The sequence below is a fragment of the Floricoccus tropicus genome, from assembly GCF_001832905.1.
GTDB classification, from domain to species: Bacteria; Bacillota; Bacilli; order Lactobacillales; family Streptococcaceae; genus Floricoccus; species Floricoccus tropicus.
The window spans coordinates 14655-34086 of the sequence record NZ_MKIR01000002.1 but is presented as its reverse complement, the minus strand read 5'-3'; the positions used below and the strand labels follow the sequence as shown (position 1 = coordinate 34086).

Annotated in this window: 22 protein-coding genes and 1 other annotated feature; of the genes, 1 reads left to right on the top strand and 21 read right to left on the bottom strand. The window is 31.5% G+C overall.

Going from position 1 to position 19432, the window contains the following annotated elements; translation table 11 throughout:
* Positions 1-3: 3 nt before the first annotated feature.
* From BG261_RS01685 to BG261_RS01615, 15 genes are all read right to left on the bottom strand, one after another.
* Positions 4-690 carry a DUF443 family protein gene (locus tag BG261_RS01685; RefSeq protein WP_070791468.1) on the bottom strand — a complete coding sequence of 229 codons (687 nt, stop codon included), beginning with the start codon at positions 688-690 and terminating at the stop codon, positions 4-6.
* A 34-nt stretch (positions 691-724) separates the two neighbouring features.
* Positions 725-1705: a hypothetical protein gene (locus tag BG261_RS01680; protein WP_070791467.1), complete on the bottom strand. Its 981-nt coding sequence runs from the start codon at positions 1703-1705 to the stop codon at positions 725-727.
* Between the two features lie 136 nt (positions 1706-1841).
* The gene (locus tag BG261_RS01675) at positions 1842-3647 is read right to left on the bottom strand and encodes a heavy metal translocating P-type ATPase (protein ID WP_070791466.1); all 1806 of its coding nucleotides are present in this window, start codon (positions 3645-3647) and stop codon (positions 1842-1844) included.
* Between the two features lie 205 nt (positions 3648-3852).
* Positions 3853-4122: a hypothetical protein gene (locus BG261_RS11225; RefSeq protein ID WP_233278886.1), complete on the bottom strand. Its 270-nt coding sequence runs from the start codon at positions 4120-4122 to the stop codon at positions 3853-3855.
* A 712-nt stretch (positions 4123-4834) separates the two neighbouring features.
* Entirely contained in the window at positions 4835-5674 is an 840-nt protein-coding gene (locus tag BG261_RS01665) for a hypothetical protein (RefSeq protein ID WP_070791465.1), read from the bottom strand.
* Positions 5675-5873: 199 nt separating this feature from the next.
* Positions 5874-6326 (bottom strand): GNAT family N-acetyltransferase, encoded by a 453-nt coding sequence (locus BG261_RS01660; protein ID WP_070791464.1) that lies wholly within the window; start codon positions 6324-6326, stop codon positions 5874-5876.
* A 112-nt stretch (positions 6327-6438) separates the two neighbouring features.
* Entirely contained in the window at positions 6439-6804 is a 366-nt protein-coding gene (rplL, locus tag BG261_RS01655; protein ID WP_070791463.1) for a 50S ribosomal protein L7/L12, read from the bottom strand.
* Positions 6805-6869: 65 nt separating this feature from the next.
* Positions 6870-7370, bottom strand: coding sequence for a 50S ribosomal protein L10 (rplJ, locus tag BG261_RS01650; RefSeq protein WP_070791462.1), 501 nt, complete (start codon positions 7368-7370; stop codon positions 6870-6872).
* 26 nt (positions 7371-7396) lie between these two features.
* Positions 7397-7528: a sequence feature (ribosomal protein L10 leader region), on the bottom strand.
* A 99-nt stretch (positions 7529-7627) separates the two neighbouring features.
* Complete coding sequence (locus tag BG261_RS01645; protein ID WP_070791461.1) at positions 7628-8320, bottom strand: hypothetical protein; 693 nt, start codon at positions 8318-8320, stop codon at positions 7628-7630.
* Positions 8317-9054, bottom strand: a complete 738-nt coding sequence (locus tag BG261_RS01640) for a hypothetical protein (RefSeq protein WP_070791460.1) — start codon at positions 9052-9054, stop codon at positions 8317-8319. Before BG261_RS01640 ends, BG261_RS01645 begins: the two co-directional genes overlap by 4 nt.
* A gap of 13 nt (positions 9055-9067) precedes the next feature.
* Positions 9068-9571 (bottom strand): hypothetical protein, encoded by a 504-nt coding sequence (locus BG261_RS01635; RefSeq protein WP_070791459.1) that lies wholly within the window; start codon positions 9569-9571, stop codon positions 9068-9070.
* 164 nt (positions 9572-9735) lie between these two features.
* Positions 9736-10506, bottom strand: a complete 771-nt coding sequence (locus BG261_RS01630) for an ABC transporter permease subunit (RefSeq protein WP_070791458.1) — start codon at positions 10504-10506, stop codon at positions 9736-9738.
* Positions 10493-11407, bottom strand: coding sequence for an ABC transporter ATP-binding protein (locus BG261_RS01625; protein ID WP_070791457.1), 915 nt, complete (start codon positions 11405-11407; stop codon positions 10493-10495). Before BG261_RS01625 ends, BG261_RS01630 begins: the two co-directional genes overlap by 14 nt.
* Positions 11407-11616: a PLD nuclease N-terminal domain-containing protein gene (locus tag BG261_RS01620; protein WP_414653940.1), complete on the bottom strand. Its 210-nt coding sequence runs from the start codon at positions 11614-11616 to the stop codon at positions 11407-11409. Before BG261_RS01620 ends, BG261_RS01625 begins: the two co-directional genes overlap by 1 nt.
* Positions 11594-12742 (bottom strand): helix-turn-helix domain-containing protein, encoded by a 1149-nt coding sequence (locus BG261_RS01615; protein WP_070791456.1) that lies wholly within the window; start codon positions 12740-12742, stop codon positions 11594-11596. Before BG261_RS01615 ends, BG261_RS01620 begins: the two co-directional genes overlap by 23 nt.
* A gap of 231 nt (positions 12743-12973) precedes the next feature.
* On the opposite strand from BG261_RS01615, the gene BG261_RS01610 reads away from it, so the two are divergent.
* Positions 12974-14020: a serine hydrolase domain-containing protein gene (locus tag BG261_RS01610; protein WP_070791455.1), complete on the top strand. Its 1047-nt coding sequence runs from the start codon at positions 12974-12976 to the stop codon at positions 14018-14020.
* A 31-nt stretch (positions 14021-14051) separates the two neighbouring features.
* On the opposite strand, the gene BG261_RS01605 is transcribed toward BG261_RS01610, so the two are convergent.
* The 6 genes from BG261_RS01605 to BG261_RS01580 all read right to left on the bottom strand — a co-directional run bounded on the left by BG261_RS01605 (position 14052) and on the right by BG261_RS01580 (position 19354).
* Entirely contained in the window at positions 14052-14573 is a 522-nt protein-coding gene (locus BG261_RS01605; RefSeq protein ID WP_070791454.1) for an SMI1/KNR4 family protein, read from the bottom strand.
* Between the two features lie 91 nt (positions 14574-14664).
* Positions 14665-15318: a FusB/FusC family EF-G-binding protein gene (locus BG261_RS01600; protein ID WP_070791453.1), complete on the bottom strand. Its 654-nt coding sequence runs from the start codon at positions 15316-15318 to the stop codon at positions 14665-14667.
* A 155-nt stretch (positions 15319-15473) separates the two neighbouring features.
* Positions 15474-16643, bottom strand: a complete 1170-nt coding sequence (locus BG261_RS01595; protein ID WP_070791452.1) for a 3-phosphoglycerate dehydrogenase family protein — start codon at positions 16641-16643, stop codon at positions 15474-15476.
* Complete coding sequence (serC, locus tag BG261_RS01590; protein WP_070791451.1) at positions 16644-17729, bottom strand: 3-phosphoserine/phosphohydroxythreonine transaminase; 1086 nt, start codon at positions 17727-17729, stop codon at positions 16644-16646. It lies immediately after the preceding gene.
* 184 nt (positions 17730-17913) lie between these two features.
* Positions 17914-18753: an N-formylglutamate amidohydrolase gene (locus tag BG261_RS01585; RefSeq protein ID WP_070791450.1), complete on the bottom strand. Its 840-nt coding sequence runs from the start codon at positions 18751-18753 to the stop codon at positions 17914-17916.
* Positions 18725-19354, bottom strand: a complete 630-nt coding sequence (locus tag BG261_RS01580) for an NAD(P)-dependent oxidoreductase (protein WP_070791449.1) — start codon at positions 19352-19354, stop codon at positions 18725-18727. The genes BG261_RS01585 and BG261_RS01580 overlap by 29 nt, the downstream gene beginning before the upstream one ends.
* Positions 19355-19432: the final 78 nt, after the last annotated feature.

The following is a 19432-nucleotide window of genomic DNA, read 5'->3' as shown; positions in this document are numbered from 1 at the left end:
TGTTTATTTCTCCTTTTTTTCTATGTGATATTTAGTATTATTTATATCTACAAAATTTAAAAATCTAGTAAATATTGTAGTATATATAGGAATTAACCCAAAAAGTATTAACTGCGTATAACTGGAACTCCCAATTCCAATAAACAGCATTGCGCTTATACAAATAAGAAAAATAATATAAAAAAATAAACGTTTAAATTTAGATGCTTTTATAGGTATGTTTGTAGATGGAACTAGTAGATATTCATCCTTCCCTTCCAAATCTACATATGTTTTTTTAAAGTATAAGTATACAATTATAAATAATGAACTAATAACTATCAACAATATTATTAATTTCCAATTTGCAACTATTCTTGGATCATATGTTAACATGGCTAAATTCAACTTATCGGGAAAAGCAACTGCATTAAAAGTGTATGCCACTGCTATTAGATAGATTAATTTTTGATTTCTAGATTTTTGATACCACCTTAGCGGTTTTGCATTGTATTCCTCCTCATGACCTGTAACATCATAAACTGTCGTATGATCTTGTAACTCTTGAAACATTCCAGGAATGTATTGTCTTAAATCTTTAGGATTAGAATAATCAGCTATATAATATCTTCCGTGCAATTCAAATAGATAATATCGAGTATTTATTCGTTTCACACTTTGAATTACAAATTTATCTACTTCACTTCCCACTACTTATGATTTCCTTTCAAATATAAATTTCCATTTATTTATTATTTAATTTATTTTTTATACTTTTAATAACCCAGATTACAAACATAACCAACCATGATATTAAAATTGCTAACATAGTTAAGATAATTAATAAATTGAGTTGTTTACTAACATTATTAATGTAATCACTAAGTATTATAAAGATAATTAGTGACAATGATAGATAAATTATTTTTATCCAGTGTATCTTTCCAGATTTTTTTTCCTCTGGACTGATATGTTCTTTATAATCAAAATCATAATCTTCCCAATACTTTTTATCTTGGAGACGTAGATAAGCTATATAGCTAGTTTCAATGGTAAGTCTGGAAAAAGCTACTGCAAATAATATACCTATAGATAACATAAGAATCTTTTCAAAATCACCAGTTATAAATGAACCGAGAGCTATACTCGCCAATGAAATTCCCCCAATTATGGAAAGTGATTTTGAAGAATATATACTAGATTTTGCCAAATAGTTTCCTAGTATTCTATTTTCAGAAAAACCTTCTTTCAATTGATTTTTTAACCAAAAATAATTGTATATTAATGACAAAATATATATTATAGGAATACAAATAGGAAATACTTTAGCTACTATACCTGTATACATAAAACTACTTCCTATAATAAGAGCATAGACTGCTACCTCCATAGAAATCAGCAGCAACACTGTAAAAACTGCATACATAACTGAAGAAAATTTCTGGTATTTATATAAAATATTAGGAAAGTATGAAACTGTTACGCATACAATCATAAAAATAAAATCAGCAAATGTTAAATACATCCAAATATTTGCCCAAGGATTTATACTGAATTCCTTCAGTGTTGACCATACAATTATACAGTCCATGATGGCAAAAAACATACCTGCCCAAGCCGCTCGAAGCATTCCTACTGAACCACGAGTATTAGCAAAAGATGTCAAATACTCATCGTTTAACTGCTGGGCGGTTTTTTCAATATTACTATTCTTTTTCTTACCCATTATTAACTCCTTATTTTTATAATTACTAAATAAAGTATATCACAATGTAAAATATCTAACATAAAAAAGTTAAAATAATACAAAAAAGAACCCTTATCAAGAGTTCTCTATTCATAATCAATCACTTTTTATAAAACTATTTATCCCTAAGTGCTTTTAAGGCATATAGAATTGATACTGTATCAACAACTTCTTGTAGAAGTGCTCCTACGATAGCTGGAATGACTCCTGTACTTGCAATTAACATAAGTATTACACAGATGAAGATACCAATCCAAACACTCTCACGGGCTGTTTTAAGTGTATCACGACTTATCTTGATTGATGTAACTAAGCTTGATAAATCATTTTTCAGAATAACAACATCAGCACTTTCGCTTGCTACTGTCGAAACTCCCTCACTACCTATTGAAACACCTACATCAGCATATGCTAAAGCTAGTGCATCGTTTATACCATCTCCAACCATTAGAGTAGGCTTATCATCTTTAGAAACTGATTTGATCTTATCAAGTTTTTCTTCTGGTAATAAGTTACTATAATATTGCTTAATTCCTAGTTCGTTTGCTACATTACCTGCTACTGATTTATCATCACCTGTAAGCATGATAACATTTTTAATTTGGAGGTCATTTTCAAGTTCATTAATAACTTCCTTAGCATCGGGTCTTAATTGATCTGAGAGAGAAATCTTACCAATATATTTACCGTCTTCAGAAATATAAACATTTGTAGTTCCTGTTTGATTGTCTTCAGTATGAGCAAATGTATCTCGGCCTAAATTATATGACTTGCCATTTAACTGAGCAACTATACCTTGACCAGGTACTTCTTTGATTTCTTGAACTTGCCCAAAAGAAATTTTTTCTTCTTTTGCCTTTGATACAATTGCTTTGGCAAGAATGTGATTACTAGACTGTTCGATACTTGCTGCTAGGCTTAGGAGCTCATTTTGATTATAGTTTGAATCACTAGCTGGGATAATTTCTTCCACACGCATATTTCCTTGAGTAAGGGTTCCGGTCTTGTCAAAGAATGATGTTTTAACATCCGCCAGCTTTTCAATGATAGAACCATTTTTTACCAGGATATTGTTCTTTGATAGACGGCTCATCCCTGCAACAAAGGCAATTGGGGCAGCTAGTATCAATGGACATGGACTTGCTACTACAAGAACTTCCGCAAATCGATGAGCATCTTTTGAAATAAACCAGGCAGTACCTGCTATCAGATAGGCAATAATTGTAAAGGGAACTGCATATCTATCTGCCAAACGCACGAATTGAGCAGGTGTACTTTTTATTTCTTCAACTAAAGATACTATTTGTTGAAATTTTGAGTCCTTAGCTAAACGTATTGCTTCAATTGTAATCGGAAAATCTCCATTAATTGAACCTGATAGTATTTCAGTACCTTCAGTCATCTCAACTGGTTTACTTTCCCCCGTAAGAGAGGATTGGTCAATGGTTGCAGTCTGAGAAATAAGCTTAGCGTCGACTGGTACTAGTTCTAGTGGGCGAACTACCAACTTATCACCAATCTGTACGTCGATTACCTTAATATCTTTAAGGCTACCATCCTTTCTTTCGAGGTGAGCTTCAACTGGTGTTTTAGAGATTAGTAGGTCAAGTTCCTTACTTGCTCTATTTGCTGCGAAGTCTTCTAGTGATTCACCACCGACTAGCATCAAAATGATGATTAGGCTTGCCCAATACTCGCCAATTGCAAGTGTTGAGATAATAGCTGTGATTGCCAAAATATCGACTCCGTATGATCCAGAACGAAGTGTTTTAATCATTTCTATAAACATTGATAAGGCCAAAAGTGAACCAGCGACTGTGACTATTAGTCGTGCAAGGTTATCATTATTTAAAACAAATCTGCAAAATAAAGCACTTATGGCGATAATAAATACTAATACAAGTTTTTGCCAATTTTTCATATTTCTTCCTCCTATACATATGATATATACTTCATATATTCATATTAACATTATGAAAAACATTGTCAAACCCTTATATACCAGGGTGTCAAAGCTTTTAGACAAGACATGTCCAACCCTTTTTACAAAGACAAAAAAAGAACACATAAATACAAATGTGTTCTTTAAATTTCTGTAGTTATCTATCTTGGTTCTCTATACTAGTCTACTTCTCCTCTAATTTGGTTCCTTTAATATATTTATCAAAATATTTTTCTCCGTACCACTCAAGTTGAGTTTTACCTTCATATAATCTGTACTCTTCAGAATATTTTTCTTTATAATAACCATACAATAAATATGGATAAAACATATATACATTTAACATTATTAAGCCTATATTTATTATAATCCACATTCCTACTAAACATATAAATCCAAAAATATCTGTATGTCCTGATAAACTTGGGAATACAAATTTCCCAACAATTACCAATTGCTACAACCATTCCACCGTATTTTAGGGTAGATGTGATTATTTTTTCAATAATACTCTTAGTTTTAGTGTCATTCGTAGCACTGAATAACAATTGTATCATCGCTTGATTCTTATAAGGAATTCAAACTAATTGTTATAAATAATAAATTTATTTCTAAAGATAACCAATTTAAAAAGTTTATTGTATTAATATATCCATAAACAAATTTTGTACTGTTATTTCTTCTATGAAGAGTTATTAGCCATACCAATAAATATATAAATAGACAAAACAAAAATAATGATGTAGGTAGAAAATTTTTAGTAACAGGTGGAATTACACTGTTCGGATCTGGATTATTTATAATATATTTTACTATTAAACATAAGCCATATAATATAGAAATAGAACTTATTGCTAGAATTTTTAATAGTATGGGTTTTTCTTTTACACCTGGTCTCTCAACATCTTTTTTAATATAAATAATTGAAGGATCGTCTTGTAAATTCAGACTCTGCTCAAATGTAGCTTTAAAAATATTTATTTTAATTTTATTTTCTAATCTGATCTTCCTTTTCAATTACAAAACCTTCGCTACTACCCTTTTGTCTTAAGTTTATTATTTTTGCACACATAAAATTTTTTTATACTCCTTAAATTAAAGTAACAACAAATAAAAACGGAATTTATATCCGTTTTTATTATATAGTTGTAAATATGAAAGGAAAATTAAATATTTTTATTATCTTCTGAGCTTGCTTCAGTACTGCTTGATTGATTATTTGAATCATCGCCTTCTGTTTTACCATATACTTCAGCTCTTGAGTTCTTAACTAATCCTTTATATGTTTCATAATCAGCAACATAGTGATTTCCAGATTTTTTAAGTCGGAAATTAATTTCTGTTTCTTCATCAGCGTATGGTGGTTTTTTACCCATGTCTCCATAATAAACACCGTATAGTTTCAAAGTAATCAAGCGATTAATTTGCTTAACATCTTTATTTTGTGATTGTCTAACAATTGTATCATTATCTAAACCACCAAATATTTTTGTTCTTGCACCACCGATAGGGTTTGCTTCTGAAAGTCCAGCAATAGGACGGATTTTAGCTGTGACAGTCGCTTCGTCACCATTCATTTCTACTTTTTCAACAGCAATATCAGGTAATGTAGCTGTAATTTTCATATATGCTTTAGCATAATCATTGATAACTTCCTTAGCAGTATATTCAGAACCATCTACGATAAGTGTATAGTCATCTAACTTTCCATTTTCTTCAAAATATTTAACTTGTTTGTCTGCAACTCCATCTTGCAATTTTTGTTTCATTGAATCAAAAGATTCACTTGATACGTCATTAGCCATAGTTGTATCATTTTGATAGATCGCTTTCAGTACTGTCTGAGCATCTGTTTTAGCGATTTCTTCATCTGTTAATTTCTTTGTTTCACTCGTTTTACTTTCTTTACTTTCTCCTGCTTTTGAACTATTTCCACAAGCGACAAGCGGCCCTGTAGCCAATAAAAGTAAAAATGATGTGGCGATAAGCTTGTTGTTAAGTTTCATATTTTCTCCCTTATAAAAATATAATATTAAAAACCATTTGATTTATTAATAAATTTATATTTTCAAATTATTTATATCTAAATTATAGCATAAATAGGTGAAACTATACTAAATTTATTATGATAGACAAAAAATATTTCATGATATTTTTAAGAAAATTGTCTATGATAGAATAATTTACACAAAAATCTAAAATAGATTAATCTACTTTAGATTTTTTAAGTTCCATTCGGACATGAGGTATATCATCTTCAAGAAATTCTTCTGACACCACTTCAAATCCAAACTTCTTATAAAAGTCTATAGCATAAACTTGAGCTTCAATATAAATCTTCTCAGCATCTAGTTCATCAAGTGCTACTTTAATTGCTTGATCAAAAATCTTATATCCTAAGTTTTCTCCACGTACGGTAGTTAAAACACGACCAATTTGACTTATCTTTTTGTCCAAAAGACGATTAAAAACTCTAGAGTATGCGACTACTTCTCCTGATTCATTCTTCATAAATACATGTAGGCAAGTTTTATCAATTTCATCTATATCTTGGTAGGGACAATTCTGTTCAACGATAAAAACCTGAGTTCTGACACGAAAGATCTCAAAAATTTCTAAGTTTGTAAGTTCTGAAAATGATTTAAAATAAATTTTCATTTTATACTCCTTAAGTTTATATTTTAGATATTATATCATTAAATGAATTCTAATAAATATATAAACAAAAAAAGAACCCTCAATGAGAGTTCCTTCTAATAATCTAAAGTGATTATTTAACTTCAACTGATCCGCCAGCTGCTTCGATTTTTTCTTTGATTTCTTCAGCTTCGTCTTTAGAAACACCTGATTTAAGAACTGCAGGAGCTCCGTCAACAAGTTCTTTAGCTTCTTTAAGTCCAAGACCAGTGATTTCACGTGCAGCTTTGATAACTGCAACTTTCTTGTCTCCAGCAGAAACAAGTTCAACGTCAAATTCAGTTTTTTCTTCAGCAGCAGGTCCAGCAGCTCCAGCAGCAGCTACAGGCGCAGCAGCAGATACACCAAATTCTTCTTCGATTGCTTTTACAAGATCGTTAAGTTCTAAAATAGTTGCTTCTTTGATTTCAGCAATAATGTTTTCAATGTTTAATGCCATTGTTTTTCTCCTATGAATTTTTATTTTTTATTATGCGTAGTTTATTTTAAACGTATTGTTTAAAATTATGCCACGTCTTCTTTTGATTCTGCCACAGCGTTGATAGCGTATGCCACGTTGCGAACAGGTGCTTGAAGTACTGAAAGTAGCATAGATAGTAATCCTTCGCGTCCTGGTAGAGATGCGATTGCTGCGATTTCTTCTTTAGAAGAAACAACACCGTCGATTACACCAGCTTTAACTTCTAGTGCGTCAGCAGTTTTTGCAAATTCGCTAAGAATTTTAGCAGGTGCGATTACATCTTCGTTAGAAAATGCTACTGCACTTGGTCCTACAAAAGTTTCAGCAAGATCGTTAAGACCTGCTTTTTCAGCTGCACGACGTAAGATTGAGTTTTTAACAACTTTAAACTCAACACCAGCTTCACGTAATTGTTTACGTAAAATAGTATCTTGTTCAACAGTTAAACCACGAGAATCTGCTACTACAACACTTGCAGCGTCAGCAAATTTTTGTGCATAAACGTCAACCAATTCAGCTTTTTTAGCAATTGATGCTTCACTCATTTATTTTTACCTCCATATTTATTCTTTCGGGCAAAAAGAAAACTCTTTGCCCAAGACATAGAGAGTACAAAAATATCATATTTAATCGATAATCTTCGTCCTCGGTAGGAATTACGGATTGCTCCACCTACTGTCTTTGGTACGGTTATTTTTAAACCTTAGTTATAATAACATTAATTAAATAAGAATGCAAGTGCTTTTTCCGGAAAAAATCAAAAGATTATAAGAAATATAAATACCCTATAATCTTTTTGATGCTAAATTTTACTTTTAGTAACTTTTGAGCTTTCTTCCATTCTATCTGCTACTTCTTGTGCTTGCAGCATATTCAATACTTTTCGGTATTCAAAATAATCATCTTTACTAAATGAGTCTGCTATAGATTCATATTGTTCAGGGAAAATAACTTCCATTATCCTCTTATAAGCGTCTACAAATCCATTATTATAAGAATCAGTAATGACTGAATCTTGAATTTCTATCCTTGGAATATTATCGTAAATTCCTTCAACTCTTTTATTACCTTCGTCTATTGTTTCCCATACTTCATTAATATTTTTAAATTTACCGTTTGTTTTAGCGTTGACTTCTCTTACAATTTTTTGATAGTAATCTTGTTCAATAATCATTTGATTTAAATAATTGTGAATATCATCTCCATAGACATATAGAATTTTTGTAAGTTTAACTTTATCGCTTGCGCTTAATTCTGGATAAATTTTCTTATTAAAATATGCGATTGTATCTAGCGGTGTTGCTGTGTCATTTATCGCCATACCATCAACAAAGGTATCATAGTATTTATTTAAGTCGGAAATTACAGAAGCAATTTCTCCATCTTCAGTAAATGAGTGATTTATCACACTTTTATTCTTTTGTTTATTTGAGAAATAGTAGTAAAGCATAACTACTAATAGAATTACTACCACTATAATAATTAGTTTCATCATTTGATTTCTACTTCCTTATTTACAAATTTGATATCATCTCCAACATTAATTTTATCATATTGTTCCTTAGTTAGTAAGATTGAATAATCTTTTTGGCTTTTACTATCTTTTATTGTAACCCAGTATGTGGTTTCTTTTGGATTTATAATTTTTTCTGGATCAATTCCGACAGCTTCCATTGCCTTTTTATCATTTTCATTTGGATTAAGGTACCTTGGACTTATGTAATAATTATAAAATCTTAAATTACCTCTTCGATATGGACTATAAAGGTAATCACTTGGTCGATAATTATTACCTCCTTTAAATCCATTATACATTTTCCCGGCGCTATAGGTATTATTTGAATTTATATGACTTCTACTTGATGGATTTGATTCACCCACCTTATGCGAACTGCTACCTCTACTACGAGTTGATGGATTTGAACTTCCAATCCTATGATTAGAGCCACCATTTCTTGTTGAAGGGTTAGAGTGACCAGCTCTATTCCCAGTATTAGAACGACTTCTTACTGACGGATTAGAGTGATGTGATTTTGATCCGCCTGATTTGCTACTACCATGATGGCTTCCATGACCTCCACCGTGATGCCCACCTCCATGGCCTCCATGAGCACCTTTAGCATATACAATATTACTATTTGGACCATCCGTACTTATAAAAAAATCAGTAATAGGTAAAGTAATTGATAAAGTAATTATTAAAAATAGAAATATTTTGTTTTTTTTCATCTATGTACCTCAATTACTTACTAGATTCTGGTGTAATTTCTTTTTTATCTTGGACTACTCCCTCAATAGGCTGTTGATTATAAACTTGATATGGTTGGCGATATACATTTAGAATAATTTTACCATCAGAATCCTTTTTTATTTCAACATAAGGATCTATGGTAGGATCTTCAAGAATATTTTCATTGTATGTACTTACAGGAGATGATGATTGCAATGCATATGCATCAGAACTTGCTGTTGATGTTGTAGGTAATTTTAGCACCTTCTGTATATCACCATCTTGATAGCTTATAATCAGCCAAGTAATGCTATCATTCTTTGAAATAGATGTTTGACTATCCATATAATTTAAAGGGTATTTTTGAGTTTCTCCAGCTGATAATTGGTTACTCATATCACTTGTTGCAGTTTTTGTTGCGTCATCTATTGAAACTTTAGTTTGATCATCACAGGCAGTTAAGAACATTAAAGATAGGATTGTTAAACTAGTATAAATTATTTTTTTCTTTCCCATTTGTTTTGTTTCCTCCATTATGGAATATATATTACACCCACGGTATTAAAAAAACAATAGCAATAAAAGAATTTTACACATAGTTGTTAAATATAAGTTTTATAAATCTTTTATAATTCGCTATATACTTAAATAAAAAGCACTTCAATTCCTTGAAGCACTCTTTATATCCTCTTCTTATCAAACACAAGTATTGAAATTACTAGATTGAAAATTAAAAGTACACATATTATCAATAGTAAATTTCTATAATCGGAAGTCCCGCTATTAGTTTTAATCAACTCAGAAGCTGACAGTAAGTAGGTTGGTACATACATTTTTAATTTACTAATCATACCCAGCAAGTATGAAGCTACAAATATGATAAAAATAAGCATGAGACTACTGTAGTTACAAGAGGTAAATACCGAAGTAAGGATGATGAGTGAAATTATCCAAAGGCCAAACATATATATGAGAAAGACTGAAAACATCAGATTATGAACTATGCTGTTATCCCAGTAATAAGCATTATATAGGTAAGTAATGGCAAAACAAAGCCAGTATACAATAGTCCAAATAATAGCCAAAATAGAAAACTTAGCTAGTATCACATTTCTTCTCTTAAGTCCTTTGGTCAATATTATTAGTAGGCTTTCCTTTTGCAGTTCCTGAGTCAAAATACCTGAAAACATAATCACAAAAACCAAAATTAACATAGGAGCGTTTTTGAAAAATTGAGCCCAAGACATAAGTGCATCTACCTTTATATCAGATAAGGTAACTCCCATATTATCAAAATCGTCCGAAACCAATTTCATAAGTTGAGGAGTGAGTTTGGTAATCAAAGGGTTCATGATACCAAAGATAATAGCAATTAACGTAACTATCAATAGCTTCCCAGTTCGAAATGCCTCTACTCCTTCTTTATTTAGGAAAGCATTAAATTGCGCCATCGTCAATAACCTCCATAAACAAAGAATCAAGACTTGGCTCAAGCATTTCGATTTTCTCAACCATTATCTTTCTCTCTGCTAGATTTCCCATGGCAAATAACATGTCCTCTTGGCTTCCATTCTTAAGAACAAGAGTCTTATCACCACGCGCCTCGAACTCCATATAATCTTGATTGAACTTAACACAGTCTTCATGATTAACAAATACTATTTCAAAGCCATCAGCCTTTCGAATTTTCTTAAGGTCTACGAGTTTCTCATTGAGTACTATCTTCCCACCGTTAAGAAACGCAACATGGTCACAAATTGATTCCACATCTGACAAAATATGAGTTGAAAAGATAACAGTTGTTTCATCCTTAATTTTCTCAAGAATCTCAAGCACATCATTTCGACCAAGAGGGTCAAGCGCACTAGTAGGTTCATCACATAATAAAAGTTTTGGTTTATTTAGAAGTGCTTGTGCTATTCCTAACCTCTGCTTCATACCACGGGAATACGACTTTATTTTCTTCTTATCGTCACCAAGACCAACTAAGTTTAGTAGCTCATCCGAACGCTTTTTAATCTGAATTTTAGACATCCCCGTAATTTTTCCACATAGAATAAGATACTCTTTTGCTGTCATATAGCCATAAAACTCAGGAACATCAGGTAAATATCCCATATACTTATTTGTTTCACTTTGGCCAAACTTAACTTTTTCTCCATTGACTAGAACTTCCCCCTCATCTGCTTGAAGAAGTCCTAAAATTATTTTCATAGTGGTTGTTTTCCCAGCACCATTCTTCCCGATAAATCCATAGATTGTGCCACTAGGTATTTGCAGATTAATTCCGTCTAAAATCTTGTTTGAACCAAAACTTTTGGTCAGGTTGTTAATCTCAAGTATGTTAGCCATTAGTTTTCTTCCCTTCCGAGTAGAAAGTAAAGAATTGGACCGACGAAATTCATACCAACGATTGTAATGATAAGCCACATAGCGCGTGTGCCGTGTTTATAGTGGTCGTGTTTGAAAATGTCGACCAGTGTATATATAAGTAGTGCTAACTCCACGATAACTAGTGGTATTAAAAATGGTAGTAAATCATGAATTTGTTGCATTGTCATAGCTATTTTCCTTTCTTGTAATCCTATCCTGAATTTCTATAAAGTCTGGGTCATCACTCATTGAAGCAAATGCTGGTTGTGCGAGAGTTGCGGCCATACTTTTAACTATCGTTTTCTTTCCCCTAACAAGCTTAGAACCCATATCCTGCTCCTCAATTATCGAATCCATTAAATCAAAATATTCATCTCCATGAAGATATCTATCACCCAAATCAAGAAGCTCAAAAGCAAGGTCTAAATAAAGATTAAGTCGCTCTATCGCTTCATTTTGCTCACCAAGACTCGCATAGGCTAGCGCACAAAAGTAATTGTAAGAAGCTACTGAGTTTTGATTCAGTCTATCCAATTTATATGTCTCAATTAATGAATCAGTCCTTTTAATTGTTTCTTCCACTACTGGTACATTATCTAGATTCATTGATAAATACTGTGCAGAATTGCTTACAATATTAGACAAATCCTTAAATAAACTAAACTGATTAAAGGATTTTGCCTTATTAATTTCACCAATCATCAGATAAGCTCTAATTAAGAGGATATCTGATTGATTTGATAAATTACTTGGATTTAAAATGTCTTCAAGAATGTTTTTTGTTTCCTCCGCATGACCAGCCATTAAGTCACAAGATGCTTTGAGCATTATTGCATTATTAACCAAAGAATTATCATCTGAATTCTCAATAATTCTTTCGCAAAGCTCAGATGAGCGAGATAAAATTTTATTAACATCCTCTATACTAGAAGCAAGTTCAGAATGGTTCATATAAAGCAGAGCCATATGGAATAAGAATGGGTAGCAAGAATAATATCTGGATATTTCTCTCTCGACATTCTCTTTTACTTCTTCAAAAGAAAGATTTACAAAATCATCAGAGAACTTCTCATAATATTCTCTTATTTCTTCCTTAGTTAAATTCGGCTCATAACCAAGCAAATCATCAATTGACACATCAAAATATGATGCTAGACGTGGTAAAAGTGTAATATCAGGATATGATTGCCTATTCTCCCATTTAGAAACTGAAGCTTTCGTTATACCCATTGCATTTGCTAAATCTTCCTGAGTTAACTTTTTATCAGTGCGTAGTTTAATTATCTTTTTTGAAAAATGTATATCTTTATTCATACTTTTTTTATCTCCGAATTATTTCATAAACAAATTATAACCCATAAATATATTTAAACAATGGACTTATAAGATATTTAGGTAAATTAAATCAACTAATACGATACTTTTAATGTGTTAGCGTTTTCAAACAAAATAAGATATACTGTTCTTATAATATACAAAGGAGAAAGTTATGCCATACTTATTTAACTAAATGACGCCTGCACTTTTTATAATAGAAAGTTTAAGATGAAAAAAGAATTAAAAAATCATTTAGAAAAATTACACCAGTTAGAAGAAAAATACAATTTCAATGGGGCAGTATCAATCACAGACGACAAAAATCTTTTAGATGTTTTCTCGCTTGGTTACTCAGATATTGAAAATCAAATACCGTTCACAAGCAACACAAAATCATGCATTGGTTCCCTCACTAAACAATTCACTGCTCTTGCCATTATGCTTTTAGTAGAGGAAGATAAAATAAAGTTAGACCAACTGATAAGTGACTTCTTCCCTAGCTATCCATATTCAAATCAGATAACAATCAGGATGCTTCTTAATATGACATCTGGAATTCCTGATTACGTTATAATTTGCATGGAAGAAAGAAAATTAGAAGCTAATACAAAAAATTTTTCAGAAGAAGAACAATATTTTTTTGACCTAGAAAATGATGAAAAAGATTATCAATATGATACAAAACGTGTGTTAGATATTATTGGTAAGCATCAATTAAATTTCTCGCCAGAAAGTAAGTTTGAATACTCAAATAGCAACTACTTTCTACTTGGGGATATTATCGAGCAAGTAAGCAATACTACTTATTCAGATTATATTTCTGAAAATATTTTTAATAAACTTGCTATGAAAGATTCTTCATGTTACGCTTTGGATGCTGAGGCTGAAAGCTATCTATTTGTAGATAATAAGTTGAGAAAATTTAGTCGACAAAATCATTCAGGTGCTGATGGTTCTATTGTCTCAACGATTGCAGACTTATCAATATGGGCACAAGCTATATTAAATCATGAGATACTATCAGAAGAGTCTTGGAAGGAAATATTCAATCTAAAATTTGATGCATATGGTTTTGGGTGGTTTAAACTCGGTGATTGGTTTTACCACGGTGGTCTTATAAAAGGTTATCAAGCAGAAATATTCATATCATTTGAAGCTAGAATTGCCATGCTCATGCTCTATAATCTAGAAAGAAAACCTGAAATTGGACAAGTAGCAATGGATAAAGAGGGTATCTGGAGAAGCAAATTACTTGAAATACTGAAAATTAAGTAAAAAAATAGAGGAAATTATCCTCTATTTTTTCTTACTTATAAATTTCACCAAAGCTAAAAGTGTATAAATTTAACCAATCAATGATTGTTCCATTATAATAATAATTTTCGCCTTCAACATCTACGATTAATATATATTGATTATTATTAAATTTTTCAGTATTTATGTATAGAGTGGCTGTATCTTGTAAGGTTGCAACAGGATACGTAAACTCATAATTCGGAAAAAAACCACTTTCGTCATTAAATTTCTTTTCAAATAACATTTCACTTATAGAGTAAAATGATAACTTACATCCAATATATAACCCATCATATTTAGCATGAAACAATTTAAATCCATTGCTATATGTAAATAAATCAATGTACTCAGTTGGAAAGTCTAAATTTTTTAATATTTTTATATCATCATCACTTGCTGGTTTATAAAATTCATTGCTTAACTCGATCACAGTTCCATCTACTACGGATTGTATGAAATAGTCATCACTATTCTTACTTAATTTTTTCATTTTATTAAATAGTATATCTAACTTATTATTTTTATTTTCCATAATACATACTCCCAAAAAATTAACAAATCTAATGATATCAATCTATATAATCTAACTCTACAAAATAAGCTAAGAATGAATTTGTTTCCTATTATTTTTGAAATTTAACTTCTTGTGTAAAGTTCTCAAAATGATTAATATCTATAATCTGTCTGTTACAATTTTGACTATCAGTACAAATATAGTTTCCTTTTTTAGTGTATGTTCCTTCACTACCTGTTTTAGTGGTTGCAAGGAACAAGGCTACTTGAGAAGTTTTATGGCAGATAGAGCATACATTTTTTATTGAATCATTGGATTGATTTCCATAAATTCCTTCAAGTTTACCATCTGCATAGTAAATAATAAATTTCTTTTGATTTCCTGAATCATTCCATCCAATAAATGAAGATTCTTTCAAATCAAAACTCTCAAAGTTTGGGACTTTAAGTTTCTTAACTTTTTTAAATGTTTTTTCTAACTGTTTGTTTGTTGGAATTTTAAAAGGAATTACCACCTCTTTTATATTTAAAAGTAGTCGATCAGCCTTTTCATTTGTCAATGAACGATCTAAAATGACTTCTTTAAATTCAGCAAAAATTTGTTCCTCAGATAAATCATCAAGAATTTGATTGATTTCTTCTACTGCTTGTGCCTGAACGGCTTCAATTGTTTTAGGGTCGTTTACAGATTGATATGATGATATCAGAAATTTCACTTGGTTTTGAATAGCAAAATACTGATATGGATAAATTATCTCTTCCATTTTCTCTTCTTTCTTTGATACAAAGAGTATATTGCATTTGTATAGAAAATAATTTTAATTTAGAAATGGGACAATGTCAAATATCTTAAATTTCAGGTAAAAATAGTAAACTAAAACAATCCAAGAGTGATTCTTAGATTGTTTTATATGATGTATTAGTCTTTTATAGCACGTACTTTGATAATATTTTCATTTTCAGTCAGAACATCAATAATACGATTGATTTTTTCATCTGATGTTTCATTGACGTCAACAATTGTATATGCAAAATCACCTCGTCCACGATTAATCATATTATCAATATTGATATCTTCTGCAGCAATCAGTGATGAGATAACTCCTAACATGTTTGGTACGTTTTTATTTATGACTGTAAGTCTATATGGAGATGAAAAGCGCATTTCTACTGTTGGGAAATTGACTGAATTCTTGATATTTCCATTTTCTAGGAAGTCTTTAAGAGTTGCGGCTGCCATCTTGGCACAGTTGACTTCTGCTTCTTCTGTTGAAGCACCTAAATGAGGAAGAACAAGAATTTTATCATTATGAAGTAATCTTGAATCAGCAAAATCACTAATATATCCTGCGATGTTTCCATCATTAACAGCTGAAACTACTGCATCTACATCTACGATTTCTCCACGTGAGAAATTGAGTAGGGTAGCATCTTCTTTCATCATTGCAAGTTCCTTATTGCTAATTAGTCCTTTAGTAGAGTCTAATAAAGGAACATGGATTGTAATGAAGTCACATTCTTTTAGAACTTCAGACATATCCTTAGCACGCTTAACACGACGTGAAATTGACCAGGCTGTATCAACAGACACATGGGGATCATAGCCCATAACATCCATTCCAAGACGGTATGCATCATTAGCCACCATAGCACCAATTGAACCAAGACCAATAACACCTAGCTTCTTGCCATATAGCTCATGACCTGCAAATTGCTTCTTATTAGCTTCAACTTGCTTTTCAGTATCATCACCTTCAAGCGTTTGAACCCAGTTAGCTCCTTGAATCATAGGGCGTACACTTAACAAAAGACTTGCTATGACAAGTTCTTTAACTGCATTAGCATTTGCTCCTGGTGTATTGAAGACAACAATTCCATTTTCAGCACACTGTGTAACTGGAACGTTATTAGTACCAGCTCCAGCACGCGCAACTGCTAAAACTGATTTTGGAAAATCATAGTCATTTAGATTTTGACTTCTTAAAATGATACCGTCAGGATTATCACTTTCATTAATAGAATAATTTGCCTTATCAAAGCGTTCAAGACCTTCTGAAGCAATAGCATTGAATGTTTTTAAATGGTACATCTATTTCTCCTTATTTTCTTCTTCAAAATTCTTCATGAATTTAACCAACTCTTCAACACCTTCTTTCGGAAAGGCATTATATAAACTTGCTCTCATTCCACCTACTGAACGGTGTCCTTTTAAATTTTCGAAGCCATAATTTTTTGCTTCAGAGTTGAATTTTTTATCTAGTTCATCATCACCTGTGATGAAAGGTACATTAGTTATTGATCTATCTTCTTTAGCAACTGGGCTGATATAAAAGTCAGTTGAATCGATATAGTCATAAAGTAATTGTGCTTTTTCTTGATCTTGTTTAAGAACCTCATCAAGTCCACCAAGGTCCTTTAACCATTCAAAGACAAGTCCTGCAATATAAATAGCATATGTTGGTGGTGTATTGTACATTGAATCATTGGCAGCAAGAACTGAATAATCAAGCATTGGAGGAATATTTTGTCCCTCTTTAATCAAATCTTCTCGTATGATGACAACTGTAAGACCAGCAGGGCCGATATTTTTTTGAGCACCAGCATAGATTATACCGAAATCACTCACATTATAATCATTTGCTAAAATATTTGAAGACATATCAGCGATTAAAGGAACATCCCCAGTATCAGGAATATCTGTATAGCGAATACCACCAATTGTTTCGTTGGTTGTAATGTGAAGATAGGCGGCATCTTGATCCACCATGTCTTTAGTAATTTTAGGGATGTAAGTGAAGTTTTTGTCTTCACTTGACGCAATAACTTCTACTTCTACGTCTTCAATTTGCTTAGCAGCAGATATTGCTTTTTTAGCCCAAGCTCCAGTATTTACATACAGAGCTTTCTTACCTTGTGCCAAGTTTAATGGAATCATCGTAAATTGCAGGCTTGCTCCGCCTTGTAAGAATAAAACCTTGTAATTTTCAGGAATATCCATTAATTCTCTAAGTAACTTTTCAGCATTTTTAATAATTTCATCAAAAAGTACGGAGCGATGACTCAATTCCATTACGGACATTTGGCTAGATTTGTAGTTAACAAGCTCTTCTTGGGCTTTTTCCAAGACAGGCTTTGGCAAAACAGCTGGACCAGCAGAAAAATTGTAAATAGTCATAATCTCTTCCTCTTCTTGTTCTTTGCTTGAATAAATTATCCAAACATATGATATGAAAATATTTTTTTAGTAAATGCTGATAAAAGTCTTTACTATGTGATTAGTATAACATATTTTTTGAATTGTGCAACAAAATATGTATTTTCTGAAAATAATAAAAAAGGAGCTTATTCACTCCTTTTTATTATTTTAAATTATTTATAAAATTAATTATTTTTGCAAAAATAATTTTCAGTTTATCCCTTGTTTCTTCAAAAGTATCTTTATCAATTATTGAAGAATCAAGTTCCTCATCACCAAATTCTCTATTACCTATATAAGTTGAATAACGAATTTCTATCTGTAAACTTTCAACATTATGATCTAAGCCATAGTGTTTTGTAATATAACCACCAGAAAATGGAAAATTATCTGAAACTGAAAAACTTGAATCTTCAAGTATACTTGTTATCATTAGACGAAAATCTTTACTGCTAGTTTTATCTGAATCATTACCTAGAACAAAATCACAGGTATCTAATTCTTCATACTTTGGATATAAGGCAAAACTATGTAAATCAATTAGAAAAACCTTACCAAATTTATCAATTTTATCTTTTAGTAGTTTTTCTAGTGCTTGGTGATATGGATAATAATAATCATTGATTCTGCTATTAATCTCATCTTTTGATAATTTATCTCTATATAATGGATTACCAAAAGTATTTTCCTTATAGATTACATTATCTACATATGAATTTTCATCTCCAATAGCCTGAGGAGAGCGATTTGGATCGACTAAGTATCTATTCAGATTATTTTCAATCAGGGTTTGGTCCATTTCATCATGAAGAAAGCTATAAAGTTCTCGTAAAAACCAATCAGTATTGGATAGAATTGCATCTTCACGAAGGTTTTTTCGCATGTTTTCTGAAATATCAACTCCACTATGAGGAAGACTGAAAACTATAGGATAATCATCATTTTCAGCATTATATATTGTATAATTCATTGAATTAGGCAGTATAAACTGAAACTCTTTCATGAATATGATTTGCTTTTTCAGCAAGATCATTCATGGCAATTGCATAGTCAGCATAGCTGATGTAGCTTTTACCCTTACTGTTAAATTCCCTAACTTCTCCAGCAAGTACATAACTTCCTGTACGAGGTCCTTCAGCATCAAAATCTTCTGCAGGGCTTAGATATGTCCATTTAACATCTGTACGTTTGCGTAATAGGTCAAGTGCGTCAGACATTGCTTGAGCAAGAGGTCTAAATATATCTGGGAATGCTGCTTCATCTTTTACTTGTAACTCTTCAGACTTATCAGTATAGAGGCTTCCAGCTCCACCGACGACTAAAAGTCTTGCTTGCGCGTGAGAAAGTTGATCTGCTAGGTGAATAAGTGAAGTTGAATGTTGGTCTAACTGATCCATATTGAAATTACCAAATGCATCAACAACGACATCAAAACCTTTAAGATCATCACTAGTTATTTCATATAAATCTTTAACAACTACATTTTGTGCCTTAGATTTATTTTCACTTCTAACAAAAGCTGTAACTTCATGCCCACGATTAACTGCTTCTTCTACTATATGTTGACCAGCGGCACCATTTGCTGCTACGACTGCTATTTTCATATTCTTACCTGCTTTCCTTTTAATACTTATAGATTAGCACAAAAAAGATAAAAATACTGGTAATAAGTTTTATAAATT

Excerpts from the sequence above, each read along its gene's own strand:
- BG261_RS01610 (WP_070791455.1), top strand. The coding sequence starts at position 12,974 with ATGAAAAAAGAATTAAAAAATCATTTAGAAAAATTACACCAGTTAGAA.
- serC (WP_070791451.1), bottom strand. The coding sequence starts at position 17,729 with ATGACTATTTACAATTTTTCTGCTGGTCCAGCTGTTTTGCCAAAGCCT.
- BG261_RS01660 (WP_070791464.1), bottom strand. The coding sequence starts at position 6,326 with ATGAAAATTTATTTTAAATCATTTTCAGAACTTACAAACTTAGAAATT.
- BG261_RS01675 (WP_070791466.1), bottom strand. The coding sequence starts at position 3,647 with ATGAAAAATTGGCAAAAACTTGTATTAGTATTTATTATCGCCATAAGT.
- BG261_RS01595 (WP_070791452.1), bottom strand. The coding sequence starts at position 16,643 with ATGTACCATTTAAAAACATTCAATGCTATTGCTTCAGAAGGTCTTGAA.
- BG261_RS01615 (WP_070791456.1), bottom strand. The coding sequence starts at position 12,742 with ATGAATAAAGATATACATTTTTCAAAAAAGATAATTAAACTACGCACT.
- rplL (WP_070791463.1), bottom strand. The coding sequence starts at position 6,804 with ATGGCATTAAACATTGAAAACATTATTGCTGAAATCAAAGAAGCAACT.
- BG261_RS01635 (WP_070791459.1), bottom strand. The coding sequence starts at position 9,571 with ATGGGAAAGAAAAAAATAATTTATACTAGTTTAACAATCCTATCTTTA.
- rplJ (WP_070791462.1), bottom strand. The coding sequence starts at position 7,370 with ATGAGTGAAGCATCAATTGCTAAAAAAGCTGAATTGGTTGACGTTTAT.
- BG261_RS01580 (WP_070791449.1), bottom strand. The coding sequence starts at position 19,354 with ATGAAAATAGCAGTCGTAGCAGCAAATGGTGCCGCTGGTCAACATATA.
- BG261_RS01630 (WP_070791458.1), bottom strand. The coding sequence starts at position 10,506 with ATGGCGCAATTTAATGCTTTCCTAAATAAAGAAGGAGTAGAGGCATTT.
- BG261_RS01600 (WP_070791453.1), bottom strand. The coding sequence starts at position 15,318 with ATGGAAGAGATAATTTATCCATATCAGTATTTTGCTATTCAAAACCAA.
- BG261_RS01620 (WP_414653940.1), bottom strand. The coding sequence starts at position 11,616 with ATGACAATGCAACAAATTCATGATTTACTACCATTTTTAATACCACTA.
- BG261_RS01605 (WP_070791454.1), bottom strand. The coding sequence starts at position 14,573 with ATGGAAAATAAAAATAATAAGTTAGATATACTATTTAATAAAATGAAA.
- BG261_RS01625 (WP_070791457.1), bottom strand. The coding sequence starts at position 11,407 with ATGGCTAACATACTTGAGATTAACAACCTGACCAAAAGTTTTGGTTCA.
- BG261_RS01680 (WP_070791467.1), bottom strand. The coding sequence starts at position 1,705 with ATGGGTAAGAAAAAGAATAGTAATATTGAAAAAACCGCCCAGCAGTTA.
- BG261_RS01585 (WP_070791450.1), bottom strand. The coding sequence starts at position 18,753 with ATGAAAGAGTTTCAGTTTATACTGCCTAATTCAATGAATTATACAATA.
- BG261_RS01640 (WP_070791460.1), bottom strand. The coding sequence starts at position 9,054 with ATGAAAAAAAACAAAATATTTCTATTTTTAATAATTACTTTATCAATT.
- BG261_RS01665 (WP_070791465.1), bottom strand. The coding sequence starts at position 5,674 with ATGAAACTTAACAACAAGCTTATCGCCACATCATTTTTACTTTTATTG.
- BG261_RS01645 (WP_070791461.1), bottom strand. The coding sequence starts at position 8,320 with ATGATGAAACTAATTATTATAGTGGTAGTAATTCTATTAGTAGTTATG.